We start from the raw sequence: 19345 nt of genomic DNA, 5'->3' as shown, positions 1-19345 counted from the left end.
TAACAACGTCATGCCGGCTGAGCGAATCAATCCTGGCAATCGGCAAATTACCTTAATGTCAGTTCTGTTTCCCTTACCCCTGCTCATTTAATAGGCATGTTAAGCAACTACGGCATAATGTTCAGGCCGATTCATTTCGATGCAAAGCCATTGCAGGGAATATCTTACGGCTTTGCAGATCCCATGGCACCGCCTATATTGGCACGGCAAGTGCTTCTCTATTACTTGTCCCTTTGGGAGGACTCAGGCAACACTTCGACTCGTCATGTCACGACGACGTCTCCTCCCCGGCGGTTTCATCTGGCCCCACTGGATTTCTCATTAGGAGAAGAATGACGTGCAAGGGCAAACACAGACTCAAGGTATATCCGAGCCCAACCTCATCGCAGATTATGACGTTGGCGAATTTTACGACGAAATGTTCTCCCCTGGCGGTTCCCCTCGGACCAACTGCCAACTCCTTTATGAACATATTCAAGAGCTCACTTCCAACGATCTTCGCAAACGAAAGACGGCCGCCGAGCGGTCGATGATTCGTTTAGGAATTACGTTCAACGTCTATGGTGAAGAGGCAGGCACGGAACGAATCATTCCGTTCGACATTTTGCCTCGCATCATCCAAGGCGAGCAGTGGTCGTGGATGTCGAAAGGACTGAAGCAGCGCATCGTCGCGCTCAACATGTTCATCGACGACATCTACAACGACCAGAAGATCCTCAAAGACAAGATCATTCCAGAACACGTGGTCAAATCGGCCAGCAGTTTCCGGCCTCAATGTGTCGGCATGAAGCCGCCAAACGGCATTTGGTGTCATATTACCGGCACTGACTTGGTCCGTGACTCGGACGGCGAGTTCTACGTACTGGAAGACAACCTGCGTTGCCCTTCCGGCGTCTCGTACGTGCTTCAGAATCGTCAGTTGATGAAACAGACATTCCCAGGCCTGTTCGAGGCCCAGTTTGTCCGCCCAGTCGACGATTACTGCAGTCAATTACTCGACGCACTGAACTCGCTAGCTCCCGAAAGTGTCGAAAAGCCCGTCGTGGCCGTGCTTTCGCCAGGGATTTATAACTCGGCCTACTTCGAACACTCGTTCCTCGCCCAGCAGATGGGTGTCGACCTGGTAGAAGGCCGAGACTTGGTGGTTCGCGATCGCCGCGTCTATGCCCGGACAACCAAGGGTTTGAAACCGGTAGACGTGCTTTACCGCCGAATCGATGACGACTTCATCGACCCGCACGTCTTCCGCAAGGATTCGATGCTGGGGGTTCCGGGAATCATCGACGCTTACCGTGCCGGAAACGTCGCGTTGGCGAACGCTCCGGGTACTGGCATTGCCGACGACAAGGTAATCTACGCCTACGTACCGGACATGATTAAGTACTACCTGAGCGAAGACCCGATCCTGCCGAACGTGCCCACGTACGTTTGCTGGGACGACGCTCAGCGTGACCACGTCATCAAGAATATCGCTGACATGGTGGTAAAACCGGCCAACGAATCAGGCGGTTACGGCATGCTGATCGGTCCGCGTGCTTCCAAGGAAGAGCACCAGAAGTTCGTCGAATTGATCAAAGCCAACCCGCGGAATTACATCGCACAGCCGACCCTTGCCCTATCGCGGGCTCCCGTCATCATTGATGACCACTTAGAGGGGAGGCACGTCGACCTGCGACCGTTTATCATCTATGGACGTGACATCTACGTATTGCCCGGCGGACTGACTCGAGTTGCCCTGCGTAAGGGATCGCTCGTGGTCAACTCGTCCCAGGGGGGCGGAAGCAAAGACACCTGGGTCGTGTAGGGATTGAAAGGTTCTTCATGTTAAGTCGCGTAGCCGACTCCATCTATTGGACCAGCCGTTATATCGAACGTGCTGAGGCGGTAGCCCGCTTCATCGCGGTGAACTTGAACATCAGCATGGATTTGTCGACCGCCGGCAACCAGCAATGGATGCCGCTGGTCACCACCACTGGTGATGATGAAAAGTTCTCTGAGATTTACGGCGAAGCCAGTAAGCGAAACGTTATCGAGTTTCTGACGTTCGATCGCAACAATCCGAACTCGATTCTTTCCTGTCTGATCAACGCTCGTGAGAATGCCCGCAGCATCCGCGAACGCATCTCGGCCGAAATGTGGGAGCACATCAACCGCTTCTACCTGATGGTCAAAGATGTGGGGGATGCCGAAGGCATTTTGGACGACCTGCCCGACTTTTACGAAGCCGTTCGTAATTCGGGTCAGCAGTTCAGCGGCGTGACCGATGCAACCATGACCCACGGCGAAGGGTGGCATTTCTGTCAGCTAGGACGCTTCCTGGAACGGGCCGACAAGATGTCTCGCATTCTGGATGTGAAGTATTACATCCTGCTGCCCAGCCCGCAGCACGTGGGAAGCGCGTTCGATGATTTACAGTGGGGTGCCCTGCTCCGTTCGGCAAGTGCTTACGAAATGTATCGCCAGCGTTTTGGTCGAATTGTTCCGCAGAACGTCGTCGACTTCATCATGCTGGACAAAGAGTTCCCGCGAGCCGTTCTGCACTGCCTTACTAAAGCGAATGAATCGCTGCACGCGATCACCGGAAGCGACATCGAAGGGTTTACGAACCTGCCCGAGCAGCGACTGGGTCAACTTCGTGCTGAGTTCGCATTTACCAGCGCGACAGACATTATCGCTCGCGGCTTGCACGAGTTCATCGACGACTTCCAGAAGCGTTTGAATCTCGTCGGCGAATCGATCGGGACAACCTTCTTCAGTCTTCAAGCAGCAGCATAAGATAGATAGGGTCGCTCAGAAATCAGTCTGAGCACCCTACTTGTTCTGACTTCGCTGTTGCTGCTGCTGGGTAGCGGCAGGTCCTGAGGGCGCGCCGTTGGTCTTAGCACCCAGCGGCATCACGTCGACGCCAACTTGCATGGTCCGCGTGCCGCCACCCATAACGACCCCTTGAATGGGCGAAACGTCTTCGAAGTCTCGCCCGTGGGCCAGGGTGATGTGATCGGTGCCCACCATCACGTTATTCGTCGGATCGAAATCGATCCAACCCAGGTCGGTTCCACAAAAGACCGAGAACCAGGCATGGGAAGCATCGGCACCCACCAGGCGAGGTTTGCCCGGTGGCGGTTCGGTACGCAGGTACCCACTGACGTAACGAGCCGGCAAGCCTAGAGCCCTCAACGCTCCGATCCCCACGTGGGCAAAGTCTTGGCAAACACCGTGTCGCTGACGAACGACTTCCTCGAGCGGCGTAAAGATATTGGTCGCGTTCGAGTCGTATTTGTACTCGGTATAAATTCGCGTCGTTAGTTCCATCGCCGCTTCAACAATGGGACGGGCCCGGGTGAATGCCGCCTTGCCGTATTCGCTCAGGATGGGCAACATCCGAATGTGCCGCGAAGGGAATAGGTATTGGCGAACTTCCAGAGGAAAGTCGCGGTCCTTGGCGTGCGCGGCGAGATCTTCCCAAGCTGGCGAGGTTGTTATCGGCGCTGGGGTTTTTACCACCACGCGACTGGTCGCCGTGATGGTCATTCCGCTATGTGGTTCGCTCAACGCGAAGTAATGAACCTGATTGCCGAAATAATCGGTTCGCGAAACGACCGATCTCGGCTTGGGCTCGACCGTCAGAGCGAAATCTTCGACGCTTTGGCGATGCGTTGTGGGGACGCGCAAATGCAATAGATTGTGCGCTACCGAGGCAGGCTCGGAGTAGTGGTAAGCCGTCTTGTGTTCCACTTGATATCGCACGGTTGGTCAAAGCTTCATCTACTAGGGGCGGATCTCGACCAGGTGTGACTGGGGCATCGAGTGAACAAGATATCGCTGGGAAACAACGTCCGATAGCTTTGGAAGCAGCGATTCAATTTCTTGCAACAGCATATGCAGCGATTCGCCGGCGGACAATGCGTCGGGGGCTCGTACACGTGTTACGTCGAACATCCGGACTTCGTGCAAAAGCGACATCGCCAGACGCTGTTCGACCGTGTAGCCAGCATGATTCCCCACGTTGGGCAGGTCGTTGACGTGCTCTAACAGTTGAGCCAACTGCCGGGCAATCGACCGTGGGTTGGTCTCGTCGGTCACCAGCAGATCGAGCACGGCTCCCAGATGCATTTCTTCCAGATAACGCGAACGGTAGGTAATCAGACTGTCGGAGATCTCCAAGAGCGCTTCCAAGATGGCGGCCAGGTCTCCGGAAGGAAGAACCAGGCAGTTCCGCATCAGTCGCGAACTTTGCGTGGCCCGCTCCATGCGTCGCCCCATGTCGAGGAAGTGATAGACCTGGGTACGCGTAATGCTTTCAGAGATGATCCCTGAGAACGCTGCCAGGTCGAGGATCAGGTCGTCGAGCAAGGCCAAACAATCGGACAAATCCCAGTAGCCGGTTTTCGGCGGTTGGAAGCCTTGGTCGACGCGGTGCAGCACACGCCAGCTATCAGCCGAAACACGATCACGGCTACGCGACGTGAGCCGGAAGATCTGCGTGACGATCGAACGCAAACTCATCGAGTTCTGTTCGTCAAAGATACTGACGGCCAGGTTTCGCTCGATGGGAGGCAATTGCTTTCGCATCTCTTCGACACCGTAGCCGGTCTCGATAATGCCCATCTCGGCCATCGTCCGCATCAAGATGACCACTTCAGGCATCTCGACGATCTGCTCTTCACTGGTCAATCGCGAAATGGTTGTCCGCAGGATACGTGCCGTCACGTCGGCGCGTTCCAAGTTGCGTCCCAACCAGTACAAGTTTTCGGCGATGCGGCTGGGGAGTTCTCCGCCGGTACGCTTTAGTTCGACACCATGCTCCGGCTGCTTCAACAAGCTCACGCGAGCGATCGGAGTCGCGGATAGTACCCACGCATCCTTGCTGCGTTCGCCCACTTGCAACGAGGCTTCGAGCGGTTGCAGTTCGCCACTCAAGCGTACCAATCCGCCTGGCATCGTCTCGAACTCATGTTGCCCTAACACAGCAAAACTTCGCAGAGCAATATGGGCCGGCGTAAGGGTCTTCTTGGAATAGACCGGACTGGTCGACCGAACGACTTCCTCTTGGGCAACGAACATGTCAGGGTCTGCCTGAATCATGCGAATCAGTTTTTCCTGGTCACCATCTTTCTGAACGCGGAAGATTCCCGTTCGATTACCACGCTTTCGGTAAGCCGATTTGATGACAAGCTTCTCGATATTCTCGACTACGTAAGCCAACGAATCAGGGTCGCCACAGCGCCAGGTGGCGACGCCAGGCAGAATGAGCGGTTCGCCCAACAGGTGCTGACACAACTGCGGCATGAACGTCATGAAGATCGGAGACTCGACGATGCCCGAACCCAATGGATTGAGCACCACCACATTCTTCATGCGGCAAACTTGCAGCAGTTCCGGGATTCCTCCGGTCGAGTGGCTAATCTCGAGGGGATCACACTGATCGCTGTTAGGACGCCGAATGATGACGTCGACCGGAAGCAGGCCCCCTAACGTTTTCAGCATGACGCGATTGCCACGCACGGCCAGGTCGGCCGGTTCAACCAACGTGTAACCGAGGTAGCGAGCGAGGTAGGCATCTTCGAAGTAATTCGGGCTTTCTGGGCCATTGCTGAGAATCACGACCCGCGGATTGGTCACGCGTGAACAAGCACGCAGTACGGCCTCCTTCACTTTCATGAAGTAGCCGGCCAGACGCTGAACGTTCTCTTTATGGAAGAGGCTCGGCGTCATCCGAGACTGGGTAATTCGATTCTCGAGCGCGAAGCCGCTGCCGGACGGGGATTCGCTTCGATCCCCTTGGACCCACCAACTTCCATCTGGCGAGCGGGAAAGGTCCGCGGCGTAGAAGTAGATGTAATTATTCCCGGGTGGGTTCTGACCGTGAAAACAACGGTAATAACCCGGATGCCGGAACAGGACTTCTTCGGGAAGAATCCCGCTGCGCAGTAAATCTTGCGGACCGTACAGATCCTGCAAAATCATCTGCATCAGTTTGCCACGCTGCTTTATTCCTCGAGATATTTGATCCCACTCGCTACTAGGCAGTAGTACCGGTAGCGGATCAAGCTCCCAGGGGCGGGCGCGACGATCCTGGGCAGGGCTTCCAATACCCGCACCGATATAGGCCATGCCCGTGCGATCGAGCAATTTTTGCATTTGTTGCCAGCGACGTTGGAATTCGCCGGCACCAATGTCTCGAACGCCTTGGACGAAACTTTGCCAATGGGGCCTTATGTGCGTACCATCATTCAGTTCGTCGTATACGTCGGGAATCGGCTTATACGGGGCAAATAGATCGGCGGACGCATCATTTTGTGCGGGAATTCTGGTCACCGAAACCTCGGGTTGTCCAAAATGAGGTGTTACGCAATCCCTGCGTGGGGTTTACAGATGCTTGGTTTTACCCCGTCTCAAATCTAGCGTGAAGGGGAATTCAGTCGAGGACTCATCCGGCGGAAGCTCGACATAACCGGGCGTATGCCCCATCTTCTCAAATCTACCCCCACGGCGGGACTCGGCCTCGAAGGCATTCACAGGGAATGCTTCGGGATTATTCCCCCCTGGATGTCCTACGTGATAGCGACAACCTCCCAAACTTCGCTGGAACCATGAGTCGTACAGGTCGATCGTCAGGGGTTCATCGACCGGAATCGTGGGATGTAGGCAACTTGGCGGCTGCCAGGCCCGATACCGCACGCCAGCGACGAATTCCTGCTCGGTTCCTGTTGGATGTAGCGGAATCTTACGTCCGTTACACATCACAAAGTGCCGGCCTGGGATCGCTCCGCGAACTTTGACCTGCATCCGTTCCAGCGACGAATCGACATATCGGGCGGTAAAACCTTGCCCAGATTCTTCACCCAGGACGTACCAAGGTTCGATCGCTTTGCGAAGCTCGACCTGGACACCTCGATGAGAGAATTCCCCAATTTTAGGGAATTTGAACTCAAAGTGAGGGAGGAACCAATATGCTTCCAGCTCGAATCCGGCGTCCTTCGTCTCCTCGATTACGTCTTCAAAGTCTTGGTAATTGAAATGCGGCAGCATGAATCGGTCATGCAGACTCGTATCCCAATCGACCAGAGGCATTTTATACGGATGCTCAGCAAAACGAGCCATTAACGACCGCAGCAGCAGTTGCTGGGTGAGGCTCATTCGAGCGTGGGGAGGCATCTCGAAAGCACGGAATTCCAGCAAACCACGTCGCCCCGAGCTGCTATCCGGGGAGAATAGCTTGTCGATGCAGAACTCGGCACGGTGGGTATTTCCGGTAATGTCCACCAGCAAGTTGCGGAAGACACGGTCGACCAACCAAGGCGAGAACTGCCCCTTATCGGGGATCTGCTCGAAGGCAATCTTCAGTTCGTACAGCGCATCTCGGCGTCCTTCGTCGACGCGTGGCGCCTGACTCGTGGGGCCGATGAAATTACCACTAAACAGATAGGAAAGCGATGGATGATTGTGCCAATAGCCAATCAGGCTTCGCAGAATGTCGGGTCGCTTCAGGAACGGACTTTCCGCTGGAGTCGGGCCACCAAGCACCACGTGGTTACCACCGCCAGTACCGGTATGGGTACCATCGCGGTTGAACTTTTCGGTTCCCAACCGAGTATGGTGGGCGTCCTCGTAAACGCCGGTCGTAATGTCGACCAGTTCTTGCCAACTGTTGGCTGGGTGGACGTTGACTTCGATCACGCCGGGGTCAGGCGTCACACTCAGGTGATTGACGCGATCATCGTGTGGAGGCAGGTAGCCTTCGATGATCACCGGCGAACTCAATTCGGCGGCAACGGCTTCCACCGCCGTCAGCAATTCGAGATAGCCTTCCATGCGATCGACCGGCGGCATGAAGACATGCAGGCAGCCATTGCGTGGCTCGACGCAAATGGCCGTACGAACCAGTTGATTCATGGGGTTCGGACCACCATTGTCGCCCCAGTCACCGGGGCCAAAGAAGCCGTCCGACTCCAGGCTCTGTCCGCTCATGCCCTGAGGGCGTGATGGGCTGCGGTAAGTATCGCCACCCGTGGTCTTCATAGACCACGGCTTGCCGGAGTCGCCTCCGACCATCGCCGGCGTGCGACGCGCCATGAACTCGGCATACGATGGAAGCGGAGTTGTTTCCGTCATCGGATCTAATGGGAAGAGCGCGGCAGCCTGACCTTCGGTTTCGTAGATCAGCGATTTGAGCGGCAATCGCAAGCCCATCGCCGAGTCACCGGGAATGAGGAACAGCTCGTCACTACGCACGTGCCATTCGCCACTTTCCCAACCAGGCTGAGCGGCCCACCACAGGTAACGAACCGGTAGAACGACACCAACCGGCGACGTAATCCCCTGCTCGAAGACCTTAGCGATTCGCTTACGTTCTTCCTCGTCTTCCAGCTTAGAATCGTGGATATCGACATTCACCGGAAGGCGACGTTCCATCCAGGTGTAATAGAACGCATCTTCATAGGCGTAGTTAGCATGGTTTGGTTCGACACCGAGTTGTTCGGCCAGACGACGTGCGAACTGCATCGCCAGATCACTATCGTGGCCGTAGTTCATGCCGTCCTCGGCCAAGAGCGATTGATCATTCCAGATCGGCTCGCCATCGTGACGCCAGTAGCAGCGGAACGCCCATCGTGGCAATGATTCGCCAGGGTACCACTTACCTTGACCATAATGCAGGAAACCGCCCTCGCCGAATCGCTTGAACAGCTTACGCATCAGCTTGTCGGCCAGGCCACGCTTGGTCGGCCCAACGGCAGCCGTGTTCCACTCGTCCCCTTCCATATCGTCGATGGAAACGAAGGTTGGCTCGCCACCCATGGTCATCGTAATGCCGACCCGTTCCAGGTGCTTGTCAACTTCGTGACCGAGGGCTTGAATCTCGTCCCACTCTTCGTCGGTGTACGGCTTGGTCACACGTGGATCTTCGTGGAACCGTGTGATCTTCATGTCGAATTCAAATTCGACTTCGCATGGCTCGTGGCTTCCCGAGACAGGTGCCGCGGTGATTGGCGACGGTGTACATGCCAGTGGAATGTGACCTTCCCCGGCGAAGAGCCCCGACGTCGCGTCGAGACCAACCCAACCGGCACCCGGCAGGAAGACCTCGGTCCAGGCATGCAAATCGGTGAAGTCTTTTTCCGGACCGGAAGGACCATCGAGCGACTTGATGTCTGGCGTCAATTGGCAGATGTAGCCTGAAGCGAAGCGAGCGGCGAGCCCGAAGTGACGCAGCATTTGCACCAACAGCCAGGCCGAGTCACGACACGACCCGAGACGCTTTTCAAGAGTCTCTTCCGGGCTCTGGACGCCGTGCTCCATACGCACCGTGTAAGCGATGTCATTCTGCAATCGCTGGTTGATATCGACCAGGAAGTCGACGATGCGCCGTGGGGTAACATCGACACCCTTCAGGTATTCGGTCAGCAGCGGACCATGCGGTTCCTGTTCCAGGAAAGGCGCTAGGTCGGTCTTGAGCGGTTCCTTGTAGATGATCGGAAAGTCTTCCGCATCCGGTTCGAGGAAGAAGTCGAACGGGTTGATCACCGTCATTTCGGCAATCAGATCGACATCGACCTGGAAGTGGTCAACCGGTTCCGGGAAGACAACGCGAGCGGCGAAGTTACCGTGTGGGTCCTGCTGCCAGTTCAGGAAGTGCGGTTTTGGATTGATTCGCAGGGAATAACTGTGGATGGGCGTGCGGCAGTGTGGTGCCGGACGCAAACGAATAGTCTGAGCCCCGACGCCGATCTTGCGATCGTACTTGTACTTGGTCGAATGATGAAGGGCCGTCAGAATCGCCATAGAAGCCTCAAAGATTGTCGAATCGCGGGAGAGAAATGCCAAACCGTTTGGGCCAACATCCGGCCCGCAAACGGTAATTACGGGAACAACGCACGAAAATCAGCCACCGGCGTTTTAATCGGCACGATCCATTCGTACTGAAACGCAAATGACGCGCCAATTACCGATCATTGCTAGAAACCTACCACTTAGCAAAGGTTTCGGCCGGAGGTGCTAAAAATTTGTGCACATAGGGCCTAATTCTGAGCCAAATCCCCCAGATTTTGGCCCTAGATTCGTTCCAGCCACAAGAGACCGTACGGCTGCATCACGAGATCTTCATGCGTCGCAATTTCCTGCTCGCTGATCAGATCCTGGAAGAAGCGTCCGAGCCCCCCCGTGCGGACGTTGTTGGCGGGGACGTGCTGCTCTTCTTCCGTGAAATTAGCCAGGATCAAGATACGATTTCCCTCAAAGTGCCTGACGAAGCCCAGCACGTGGGGATTATCGACCGGGATCAGCTCCATCTGCTGCCCGGCCAGCGACGGCAGGTTCTTCCTCAGCGAGATCAATCTCTGGATCGAACGGAAGATCTTTCCGCGAATCGACCCGTTCTGATCCTCGACTTCCTGATGGAAGTTTTGCAGGTATTCCCACTTCATCTTGGGGCGATGGATCCAGCGTGTGTCTCCGGCTTTCGCCGGGTCCTGCACGAAATCGTAATCGTTGAGCATGCCCCACTCTTCGCCGAGATACAGAAGCGGAATGCCCCCGATGCTCAGCGTGATGCCATACAGCAGGCACATGCGCCGGACCGACATTTCGATCAATTTAGGATCGTGGAACTCGATGGCTTGCTCGAGGCCGGCCAGTGATGCCAACGTTCCCGAAATCCGCATGTCGCCGGTAGTTGGGTTGTGCTGAAACGGAACGCCGCGGGCAAATGATCCAGGGAATTGTCCGGTGTAAAAGTTGTTCAAGAATTGTCGATGGTCGTAGCCATTGATGCCCAACTGAGCCGCGTCTTCATCGTCGAAGGTCCAGCCGATATCGTCGTGACAGCGCAGGTAGTTCACCCACGATGTTCCATGCGGTAATCGATGACGGTGGCTCAACGACTTCTTCAGCAGACGCGTGCTACGCGTGGCCAGCGATTCCCACAACAAAGCCATGAGCGTCGGGTTGTAGGAGATTTGACACTCTTCCACTCCGATATACTTCACCACTTCGTCCGGATGAACGATGGCTTCGGACTTAAAGACCAGCCCTGGTGCCGCAATCCCTGCCAGGCAATTGAAGGCCTGAATCAACAAGTGAGCTTCAGGACGGTTCTCGCAATTGGTGCCCATTTGCTTCCAAATGAACGCCACGGCATCCAGCCGAAGGATGTCGACGCCGGTGTTGGCAATGAAGAGCATCTCTTCAAGCATTGCCCGAAAGACCGCCGGGTTACCGTAGTTCAGGTCCCACTGAAAGCTGTTGAACGTCGTCCAGACCCAGCGCTGCATCCCGTCATGCCAGGTGAAGTTGCCACGTCGAACGGTCGGGAAGATCTCTCGCAGGGTGCGTTCATATTGATCGGGAACGGTCCGGTCGGGAAAGCAGTAGTAATACTGCTGATACTCGATATCGCCAGCCTGGGCGTGCTGGGCCCAGTAGTGATCGTCTGACGTGTGATTGAAGACAAAGTCGAGACAAAGACAAACGCCTGCTTCGCGGAACTCGTCGGCCAGTTGACGCAGATCATCAATCGTGCCCAAACGCGGATCGACACTACGGTAGTTGCTGATCGCATAGCCACCGTCGTTGTCGCCAGGACGAACCGCAAACAGCGGCATCAAGTGAACGTAGGTCAGGCCGAGGTCTTTAAAGTACGGAATGCACTCGCGAAGCTTGCTGAGATTCTCGGAAAAGAGATCGACATAGAGCGCACCACCCACCATGTGTTCTGACTGAAACCAGGTCGGATCGTTGGAGCGGTGGTCGTCTTGTTCGCGCAGCTCAGGACTACGTTGCTTCCAACCGCGTGCCGCCGTAAACATGATTTCTTCCAGGTGGTAGAAGAAGTCATATCGCTTGTGATACAGCGTGAAGAGCAGGCGAAACAACCGCGGCCATTGAGCGACTAAACGCTGTGTGAATTCACGCGCTAGACCGCTGGCAACGTCTTCCTCTGACCAAAATGCCTCCAAACGCGGCAGAAGTCGCTTGAGCGAAATCTCTGCCTCAGTCTGCAGGTGGTCAGGCTGTCCATTCCTACTCGTGACGATCATTGGGTATCGTGATGTTGTCTAGAAACTGATAGTAGTTAATTCCCTCCAGGATACCTCGTGCATGATGGCCTTCCGCGAAATAGATCCGCGGCCAGTCCCGTAGCTTCTCGAGTTCAGGGCTATAATTCCCTACAACCACTCCAAGCGTACGCCCCTTGAGCATTCCCTCGTCGTTGCCGCTATCGCCGGCCACCAGCACTTTTTCCGGCGAAAAGCCCCATTTATAGAGGACATGCCGCACAGCGACGCCAGGTCCCCCACGATTGGGCAGGATGTCTAGATACATGTTTCGCGAGAAAACCACGCGGGCACGAATCCCCGCTTCTCGCAACATTCGTTTGATCTGAGGGATACTCGGAGCGACTTTCGTGTCGACGTCGAAGCTGATTTTAAATTCAGACTGCTGGAAGTCCTTCTGCACATAGATTCCATCCACGCCCTCAAACAGAGCACGTATTGCGTCAGGTGTCCAGTGCAGACCGATCTGCTTGCGCCAAGTCCGGTCGGCGGTGAGGTTTTCACCATAGTAAAGTTCCGTACCGACACCGGCGCAAATCAAGTCAGGACGGGGCAGGTTCATCTCTTCGATCAATTCCATCGCACTGTCGAGACGTCGCCCGGTCGAGATGCCGAAGCCGATGTAGTCATGCTCGCGAATCGTATCGAGCAATTCGCGAAGCGCCCCTTCGTCACCGGTCAGCGTGTTGTCCAGGTCGGTAATGACCAGGCGATCGAAGTTAGGCATCCGCCGAACTTTGGTATTACGCGCCAGCACGGGCTCGGCCGAGTGGTCGAGAATATCGTTGATGTCGCGCCAATACCGCTTGGCATGGTTGGCCCACGAGTAGTGCTTCTTGGCACCCGCCATCCCCTTTTCAGACCAGTCATCCCACTGCTTGGGCTCGGTCAGCATCCGCAGCAGCGACTTCTCGATTGCTTCAGGATCAAGTGGATCGACGAGCAAACCGTTGTGACAATTCGCCACGATATCTCTTGGCCCACCATCGTTGGTCGCAACAATCGGCAAACCTGCGGCGGCTGCTTCGAGCAGCGTCAAACCGAACGGCTCGGTGAGCGCCGGGTTGACGAAGACACCGCGCCGCTGGGTACACCAACGATAGATATCCGGCACGTCGCTAGGTGTGTGCATCTTGGGGTACGAGACCGAACCGTATAGGTCGTAATCGTCGATTCGCCCCAGGATTTGCTCGACGATGCGGCGTTGAGCCGGAGCGAGATCCTTCAGGTTCTCACGCGTGCCCATGATCAGTACCAGGTTCGAAAGCTCCTGCAAACGCTCGCTCTGGCCGTAAACACGGACGAGCATTTCCAAGTTCTTTCGCTCGTCAGGACGTGCCATCGCGATCAGCGGCGGCTTGCTTGGATCTCGCAGAAAACGTTCGATCTGCGGGCCGATCGGGTACTCGTCGTCTTTTGAGGATGGCGGCGCGAATGATTGAAGATTTACGCCGGGAGGGATGACCTCCATCCGATCCGGCTGATAGTTCTCGTACTTCTCGTACTGCAGTTCGACTTCCTGGTTGGTACTGGCCACCACCATCGAAGCCGTTTCCAAAGCGACTTCTTCCGCTTCGATTCGCTGCGCGAGCTTATAGCGGCGTTCGAGGTCTTCTTGCGACTTCCCCTTGGCTACCAACCGTTCCTGCTTGACGCGACCGAGCGAGTGCCCAGTGAAAACGAACGGGATGTGCAGCAACCGGGCAAGCTGTGCTCCGGCTAGCCCCGCATCGGCATAGTGACCGTGAATGAGGTCTGGCAAACCGGCTCGGCGAAAGTGAGCGAGCGTTTGATCGACAAAGAACTCGATATAAGGCCAAAGCGATTCTTTGCGGATGTATCGTTTCGGACCGAACGGGATACGAACGATCTTCGCGTTCTCGCAAATCGGTTCTTCGACTTGGGCGTAATCGTCAGAAACGCGGTCGTCGATAATTTGCCGTGTGAGAAGTTCAACTTCAGTAACACCGGGCTGCTTGGCCAGTTCCGCGGCCAATTCCAGGACATACTTGACCTGGCCGCCCGTATCCGCGTCGCGACCGAGTTCGGCATCTTTAGCGCGGATTAAGCCATGTAAGCTTATCAGAGCGATCTTCATGGAGAGTAATTCTTTGAGGTTGTTGGTGTTGGGAAAGCCTAGGGTGTCGGCAACGCTCCTTAACTGAAGACGTTTTCATAGAACGACTTGTCTTGGCAAGTTGCCCCATGGTTCTCGCATACTTTCCCTGCGAATCGGGACGCCGCATCGCCAACCTGTCGCAGTGGGCGGCCCGATATCAATCCGGCGAGAAGGACTGACGCGAATCCATCCCCAGCGCCGACCGTGTCGACGAGAGGATTGGGTTGTGTGACTGCAACTTCGATGCCATTGCCATCGCTTATGGCAAGAAAAGCACCCTTCGAGCCAGATGTGATACAGAAATTGGCGACTTTGTGCGCCGTACGGAACTTATCAACTGCTTTTCGAACGTCATCCCGTGTGTCGCAGGGCATCTGAGTGAGTCGATGGAGTTCGTCATGGTTCAATTTCAGCCAATCCGCTCCATCGACCAGTTCGCTCACCCACGACATATCGAACCATGGCGGTCGGACATTCAAATCGACAAAGCGCGGTAACTTGCTTTGATCGATGATCTGGCGAATGGTCGCGGCGGTTTGTTCGCTGCGATACGCGAGACTTCCGTAATACAGATACGAATACTTGGAATAGTCTTCGATCGCCGGGGGCTGGATGTAGTCCCAGGCCCGATCTTTCAAAATGTCGAAGACCGGCTCACTTCCCTTCAAAGTAACTTCCACAGCACCAGTTGGCTTGTCTTCGACCGTTTGAATTTGGTCGGCCGACATACCCCAGTTCTGCATTGCCTGAAGGACCTGCTGCCCGGGGTCATCGTTACCGATTGCCGAAACCATGCAGGGACTGAAGCCCATGCCATGGACATTCCAGGCAACATTAAAAGGAGCGCCGCCGAGAACCTGGCGGCCATCCGGGAAGTGATCGAAAAGCACTTCCCCAAGAATCAATGGCGAGCGACTTGCGGTCGAATCTGTCACGTATCTATATCGATCGGTTAGACGGATCGTTTAGTAATTGAGTAACATTGTTTTAGCATTCTCCGGTCACAAACTCAAATCGCACAAGGGTTCATCACGTGAGCAAGGTACTCGCTACCGACTTGGACGGCACGTTCATTCCTTTAAAAGACAACGCAGAGAACAAAGAAGATTTGGTTCAGCTTGCAAGAGCCTTAAAGGAAAACGACGTCACGCTCACCTTCGTCACCGGCAGGCACTTGGAATCGGTTCAAGACGCGATTACACGCTTCGCGTTGCCTATGCCTGATTGGGTTATTTGCGATGTCGGTACTTCCATCTACAAGCGGACCGAGGACGATTCGTTCGAGATTGCGCAATCGTATGTCGATCACCTCCAAAGCATTGTCGGTGAAGTGGACACTTCACGACTGCGAGAAGAGTTTGCGTCACTTGAGTCGCTCAAGCTTCAAGAAGAAGAGAAGCAAGGAGCGTTCAAACTCAGCTTCTACTGCGATGCCAAGAAGCTGCATACGATCCATAATGAAGTGCTGGATCGACTAACGCACGGACGATTGCCGTACAGCATGATCAGTAGTGTCGATCCATTTACGGGAGATGGTTTGATCGATCTTCTGCCGACCGATGTTTCCAAAGCGCATGCGCTGCAGTGGTGGACCGACCACGCCGGGATGGACAATAAAGAACTCGTCTTCTCAGGCGACTCCGGCAACGACCTGGCCGCCATGACCGCTGGCTACCGCACGATTGTCGTTGGAAACGCACCAGCCGAACTAATGGAAACGGTGCACCAACATTACGAAAGCCGCATGCAGGTCGATCGCGTCTACCTGGCAGAGAAGACGGCAACCAGCGGCGTGCTGGCCGGTTGTCGACACTTCGGGCTCATCTAGCCATCAATCGTTCGCTTGGCCGTCGCTAGCATGGCCATCAATTGGCGTTGCATTGCCAGCACGGGGAACCTATAAGTTGCGACGCGAAAGTCGTACTCAAGATTCCCCCTCAATGATTCCCCGGTGAACTCGCCCATTCAGCAGCGTCGAACTGCGCGAGGCCATCTTTGGATGGTTATGGGGATACTGTGCCTGGGCGTCTTCTCGACAGGCTGCAAAGCGATTGTTGCTACCAACAATCGCAACTGGGCGCCCGACCAGGCCAAGCTTCCCATCAGCGAAGTGAACGGTGATCACATCAAGATTCACAACGTTCGCAACTGCCGTTATGCCACGGCCGATGAGTACGTCGTGCAGTACTACGACAAAGATATTCGCCTGAGCGACATTCAAACCGTTGACTTTGTGGTGGTGCCGTTTAAGGATACGCCCAGCGTCGCCCACACTATGCTCAGCTTCGGCATGAAAGACGGCCAGTACCTGGTTTCCTCGGTAGAAATCCGCAAAGAAGCGACCGAAGAGTACTCGGCGTGGAAGGGATTCTTCAACCAGTACGAGTTGATGTACGTGATCGGAGACGAGCGCGACGTCATCAATCTCAGTTCCAATTACTACAAGAGTGACGTCTATCTTTATCGCACGGTCGCCCAACCGGAGCAGGCCCAGGAACTGTTTCTCGACGTGATCAAGCGAGCCAACAAACTGGCCGCCGATCCTGAGTTCTACAACACGGTAACCAACAACTGCACAACGAACATTGTTTCGCACGTCAACAAGATCGCTCCCAAGAGTGTCCCGTACGACATGCGAATTCTTCTGCCAGGCTACAGCGACGAATATGCGTACTCGCTTGGTCTCCTGGATACGAGCGTCCCCTTCGAGCAGCTGCGATCCGAGTCGAAGATCAACCAGCTTGCCGAACGCTATCGCGATGACGAGAACTTCTCGCAGTACATCCGCCGATAGGGGCATCCGCTAGCAGTCAATCGCTCGTTTTTCCTGTGGTTTTCCCCAGGAATTCATAATTTCTGATCAATCGACATTGCTCTATCCGAAATTCGAATATAGATACACCCTACTCTGCCACGAAAATGCCCTTAGACGATGGACCGTTAGGGAGGCCAATATGAGTGGTGTTACTTTTTCGGTAGCTGCCTTGTGGATGATTCTGGGGGCCTCGCCCTCAAAGCCAGTGGTCCAGGATCAGGTCGACCTGATCGAGGTGAACCACTACTACGATTCTCAAGGCCGCTTGATCTTCGACCAGGTCATCTTCTATGAATGGTCGCAAAGCGATGCCCGGTTCCATGTAACCGCATGGCGTCTGCTGAAGAGCTCTTGGCAAGTTCCCCGCAAGCGTTGGAGCGACGGGGCCTATACCACCACCTGGAAAGACGGCGACGTCCTGCGCAGCGTGGTTGGTAAGAACATGCGAGAGACTTGGACGCAGCACGATCCGGAACTTGTCGAGCGGGATTACCTGCCTCGCGAGTATCGCCGCGGGCTGACCCCGAAGATTGAAGCTATGGCGAACGCCGAGAATTAGCCACGCGACAATTCGATACGGAAGTCGAACACGATAACCACGTTCTCCTGAGATTCGCTTAGGAAACGACTGGGAGTCTCCCGAACTTTCTTCACCTGCTCGGTAAGTGACCTTAGCGAAGCGATGCCAAGGTCTTCCCGGACATTCTCTAAAAGCACGATCGCTTTTCCCGCGTGAACTTCCACTCCATGAAGTGAGTGTTGCCGAGCCTTCACACCGCAGGCTGTCAAATGAATGAGCCCTTTGAGCAGCTTGGCCGGCTCCCCCGCTCTGGCGTAGACGTTCCATGCGGACTCCCACGCTTCATGGGCTTCCCAATAAAAACCGTGATTAAATAGATCGACCCCGTACCGAAACGATTGCCCGGTCGTATCTCCTCCAAAAGCCGTTTCGGGCCGAGGAAACAAGCCTGGAACGTACGCGTACGGGGGAAACGGTAGATCCGGTTCGTAACGTACGGTTTCAGCTGCCATGGTTGCGTCTTTTCCTCCGGGCCATTGTAATGACGCACAGTGCGACGTTTAGAGAATCCGCTTTGAGGAATCTACCATGTCCGTCCGGAAAATTGTCGTTACCGGCGTCACCAAGGGGCTTGGCCGTGCCATGGTCGATGGATTTATCGCCGCTGGTCACCAGGTCGCAGGCTGCGGACGATCGGCCGATAGGATCGATCTGCTGCACGAACAGTACGGAGACGCTCATCGGTTTGACGTGGTCGATGTGACCAACTGGCATGACGTCAAACAGTGGGGCAAGGCTGTTCACGAGTTCTTTGGTGTGCCAGACTTGTTGATCAACAACGCGGCCATTATCAATGAAAACAATCCGCTCTGGCGAGTCCCGGTGGGTGAGTTTTCGCAGATGATCGACATCAACATCCAGGGCGTCTTTCACGTGATCAAAGTGTTCGTGCCCGCGATGGTCGAACGGGGCGAAGGCGTGATCATCAACTTCAGTTCCGGCTGGGGTCGCTCGACATCGCCTGAGGTCGGACCTTACTGCGCCACGAAATATGCCGTGGAAGGAATGACTAAGTCGCTGGCTCAAGAGCTGCCAGAAGGCATGGCTGCGATTCCCCTGGGGCCCGGCATGATCCACACCGAGATGTTGGAGAAGTGCTTCGCCGACGGGGCCTCCAGCGCGGTGAAGCCTGACGACTGGGCCTCGTACGCGGTACCGTTCATTCTCTCGCTGGGAGCAGAGGAAAACGGCCAGTCGATCAGCATTGTAAAGTAGCGACGGCATGCTCAGAGGAATCGATCATCCGGCTGCCTGGCCGGTCGAGCAGCTTTTGAAGCGATGCGAAATCAAGCGACTTCGTCGTGGCGGCCCTGGAGGGCAGCATCGCAACAAGGTTGAAACGGCGGTCATCGTTCACGATCCCGTCACGGGTCAATCTGGCGAAGGGAACGAACGCCGTAGCCAGGAAGCCAACCGCCAGGTTGCCATCTTTCGCCTACGAATCAAGCTGGCGATTCACGTGATTGACGAAATCCATCTGTCCACAACGCCCAGCGAACTTTGGCGATCGCGGCTGCGTAGTGGAAAAGTCTCGATCAATCCTACCCATGACGACTTCCCAGCATTGCTGGCAGAGGCCATAACTGTATTACAGGCCGAAGGTTGGGACGCTTCCGCAGCCGCCACACAACTGGGCTGCTCGACCAATCAGTTGGTGAAACTGCTCAAAAACGAGTCGGCAGCATTCGCGCTGCTAAACCGTGAGCGAGACCAACTCGGCCTAAAACGGCTGAAGTAGCCGCGCGACTTTCTCTTGACAGGTTTGTGCAATGGGCAAA

At 55.3% G+C, this 19345-nt stretch carries 14 protein-coding genes; 7 read left to right on the top strand and 7 right to left on the bottom strand.

The features are described 5' to 3' along the window. The first annotated feature begins 529 nt into the window (after window positions 1-529). Together PSR63_RS22555 and PSR63_RS22550 are read left to right on the top strand one after the other, a co-directional pair. Window positions 530-1804: a circularly permuted type 2 ATP-grasp protein gene (locus PSR63_RS22555; protein WP_338000655.1), complete on the top strand. Its 1275-nt coding sequence runs from the start codon at window positions 530-532 to the stop codon at window positions 1802-1804. A gap of 17 nt (window positions 1805-1821) precedes the next feature. Continuing rightward, on the top strand, window positions 1822-2775 hold the full coding sequence (locus PSR63_RS22550; protein ID WP_274327931.1) for an alpha-E domain-containing protein: 954 nt from the start codon (window positions 1822-1824) through the stop codon (window positions 2773-2775). Between the two features lie 36 nt (window positions 2776-2811). On the opposite strand, the gene PSR63_RS22545 is transcribed toward PSR63_RS22550, so the two are convergent. The 6 genes from PSR63_RS22545 to PSR63_RS22515 all read right to left on the bottom strand — a co-directional run bounded on the left by PSR63_RS22545 (window position 2812) and on the right by PSR63_RS22515 (window position 15107). Continuing rightward, entirely contained in the window at window positions 2812-3747 is a 936-nt protein-coding gene (locus tag PSR63_RS22545; protein WP_274327930.1) for a transglutaminase family protein, read from the bottom strand. A 21-nt stretch (window positions 3748-3768) separates the two neighbouring features. After that, a complete protein-coding gene (locus PSR63_RS22540; protein WP_274327929.1) occupies window positions 3769-6318 on the bottom strand; it encodes a circularly permuted type 2 ATP-grasp protein in 2550 nt (849 codons plus the stop codon). Window positions 6319-6369: 51 nt separating this feature from the next. After that, entirely contained in the window at window positions 6370-9783 is a 3414-nt protein-coding gene (locus PSR63_RS22535; RefSeq protein ID WP_274327928.1) for a transglutaminase family protein, read from the bottom strand. Window positions 9784-10052: 269 nt separating this feature from the next. Then, window positions 10053-12035 (bottom strand): alpha-amylase family glycosyl hydrolase, encoded by a 1983-nt coding sequence (locus PSR63_RS22530; protein ID WP_274327927.1) that lies wholly within the window; start codon window positions 12033-12035, stop codon window positions 10053-10055. Beyond that, entirely contained in the window at window positions 12019-14151 is a 2133-nt protein-coding gene (locus PSR63_RS28170) for an HAD-IIB family hydrolase (RefSeq protein ID WP_443111057.1), read from the bottom strand. The genes PSR63_RS22530 and PSR63_RS28170 overlap by 17 nt, the downstream gene beginning before the upstream one ends. Before the next feature lie 59 nt (window positions 14152-14210). Beyond that, window positions 14211-15107, bottom strand: a complete 897-nt coding sequence (locus PSR63_RS22515) for a PfkB family carbohydrate kinase (RefSeq protein ID WP_274327926.1) — start codon at window positions 15105-15107, stop codon at window positions 14211-14213. Window positions 15108-15205: 98 nt separating this feature from the next. On the opposite strand from PSR63_RS22515, the gene PSR63_RS22510 reads away from it, so the two are divergent. The 3 genes from PSR63_RS22510 (at window position 15206) to PSR63_RS22500 (ending at window position 17546) form a co-directional block, all read left to right on the top strand. Then, window positions 15206-16000, top strand: coding sequence for an HAD-IIB family hydrolase (locus PSR63_RS22510; RefSeq protein WP_274327925.1), 795 nt, complete (start codon window positions 15206-15208; stop codon window positions 15998-16000). Between the two features lie 177 nt (window positions 16001-16177). Next, entirely contained in the window at window positions 16178-16966 is a 789-nt protein-coding gene (locus tag PSR63_RS22505) for a lipoprotein N-acyltransferase Lnb domain-containing protein (RefSeq protein WP_274327924.1), read from the top strand. A 160-nt stretch (window positions 16967-17126) separates the two neighbouring features. Further along, window positions 17127-17546: a hypothetical protein gene (locus PSR63_RS22500; protein WP_274327923.1), complete on the top strand. Its 420-nt coding sequence runs from the start codon at window positions 17127-17129 to the stop codon at window positions 17544-17546. Here PSR63_RS22500 and PSR63_RS22495 read toward each other — a convergent pair. Beyond that, the gene (locus PSR63_RS22495) at window positions 17543-18019 is read right to left on the bottom strand and encodes a DUF309 domain-containing protein (RefSeq protein WP_274327922.1); all 477 of its coding nucleotides are present in this window, start codon (window positions 18017-18019) and stop codon (window positions 17543-17545) included. The genes PSR63_RS22500 and PSR63_RS22495 overlap by 4 nt on opposite strands. Before the next feature lie 76 nt (window positions 18020-18095). On the opposite strand from PSR63_RS22495, the gene PSR63_RS22490 reads away from it, so the two are divergent. Further along, window positions 18096-18782 carry an SDR family oxidoreductase gene (locus PSR63_RS22490; protein ID WP_274327921.1) on the top strand — a complete coding sequence of 229 codons (687 nt, stop codon included), beginning with the start codon at window positions 18096-18098 and terminating at the stop codon, window positions 18780-18782. Between the two features lie 7 nt (window positions 18783-18789). After that, window positions 18790-19305, top strand: coding sequence for a peptide chain release factor family protein (locus PSR63_RS22485; RefSeq protein WP_274327920.1), 516 nt, complete (start codon window positions 18790-18792; stop codon window positions 19303-19305). Window positions 19306-19345 lie beyond the last annotated feature (40 nt).

It is taken from the genome of Bremerella sp. P1 (assembly GCF_028748185.1).
Lineage (GTDB): Bacteria > Planctomycetota > Planctomycetia > Pirellulales > Pirellulaceae > Bremerella.
The sequence above is the reverse complement of the archived record's forward strand: the minus strand, read 5'-3'. Positions and strand labels throughout refer to the sequence as shown.

Coding starts and splice junctions, on each gene's coding strand:
- PSR63_RS22535 (WP_274327928.1), bottom strand. CDS start 9,783: ATGGCGATTCTGACGGCCCTTCATCATTCGACCAAGTACAAGTACGAT.
- PSR63_RS22505 (WP_274327924.1), top strand. CDS start 16,178: ATGGGGATACTGTGCCTGGGCGTCTTCTCGACAGGCTGCAAAGCGATT.
- PSR63_RS22550 (WP_274327931.1), top strand. CDS start 1,822: ATGTTAAGTCGCGTAGCCGACTCCATCTATTGGACCAGCCGTTATATC.
- PSR63_RS22485 (WP_274327920.1), top strand. CDS start 18,790: ATGCTCAGAGGAATCGATCATCCGGCTGCCTGGCCGGTCGAGCAGCTT.
- PSR63_RS22495 (WP_274327922.1), bottom strand. CDS start 18,019: ATGGCAGCTGAAACCGTACGTTACGAACCGGATCTACCGTTTCCCCCG.
- PSR63_RS22500 (WP_274327923.1), top strand. CDS start 17,127: ATGAGTGGTGTTACTTTTTCGGTAGCTGCCTTGTGGATGATTCTGGGG.
- PSR63_RS22555 (WP_338000655.1), top strand. CDS start 530: ATGATTCGTTTAGGAATTACGTTCAACGTCTATGGTGAAGAGGCAGGC.
- PSR63_RS28170 (WP_443111057.1), bottom strand. CDS start 14,151: ATGAAGATCGCTCTGATAAGCTTACATGGCTTAATCCGCGCTAAAGAT.
- PSR63_RS22490 (WP_274327921.1), top strand. CDS start 18,096: ATGTCCGTCCGGAAAATTGTCGTTACCGGCGTCACCAAGGGGCTTGGC.
- PSR63_RS22530 (WP_274327927.1), bottom strand. CDS start 12,035: ATGATCGTCACGAGTAGGAATGGACAGCCTGACCACCTGCAGACTGAG.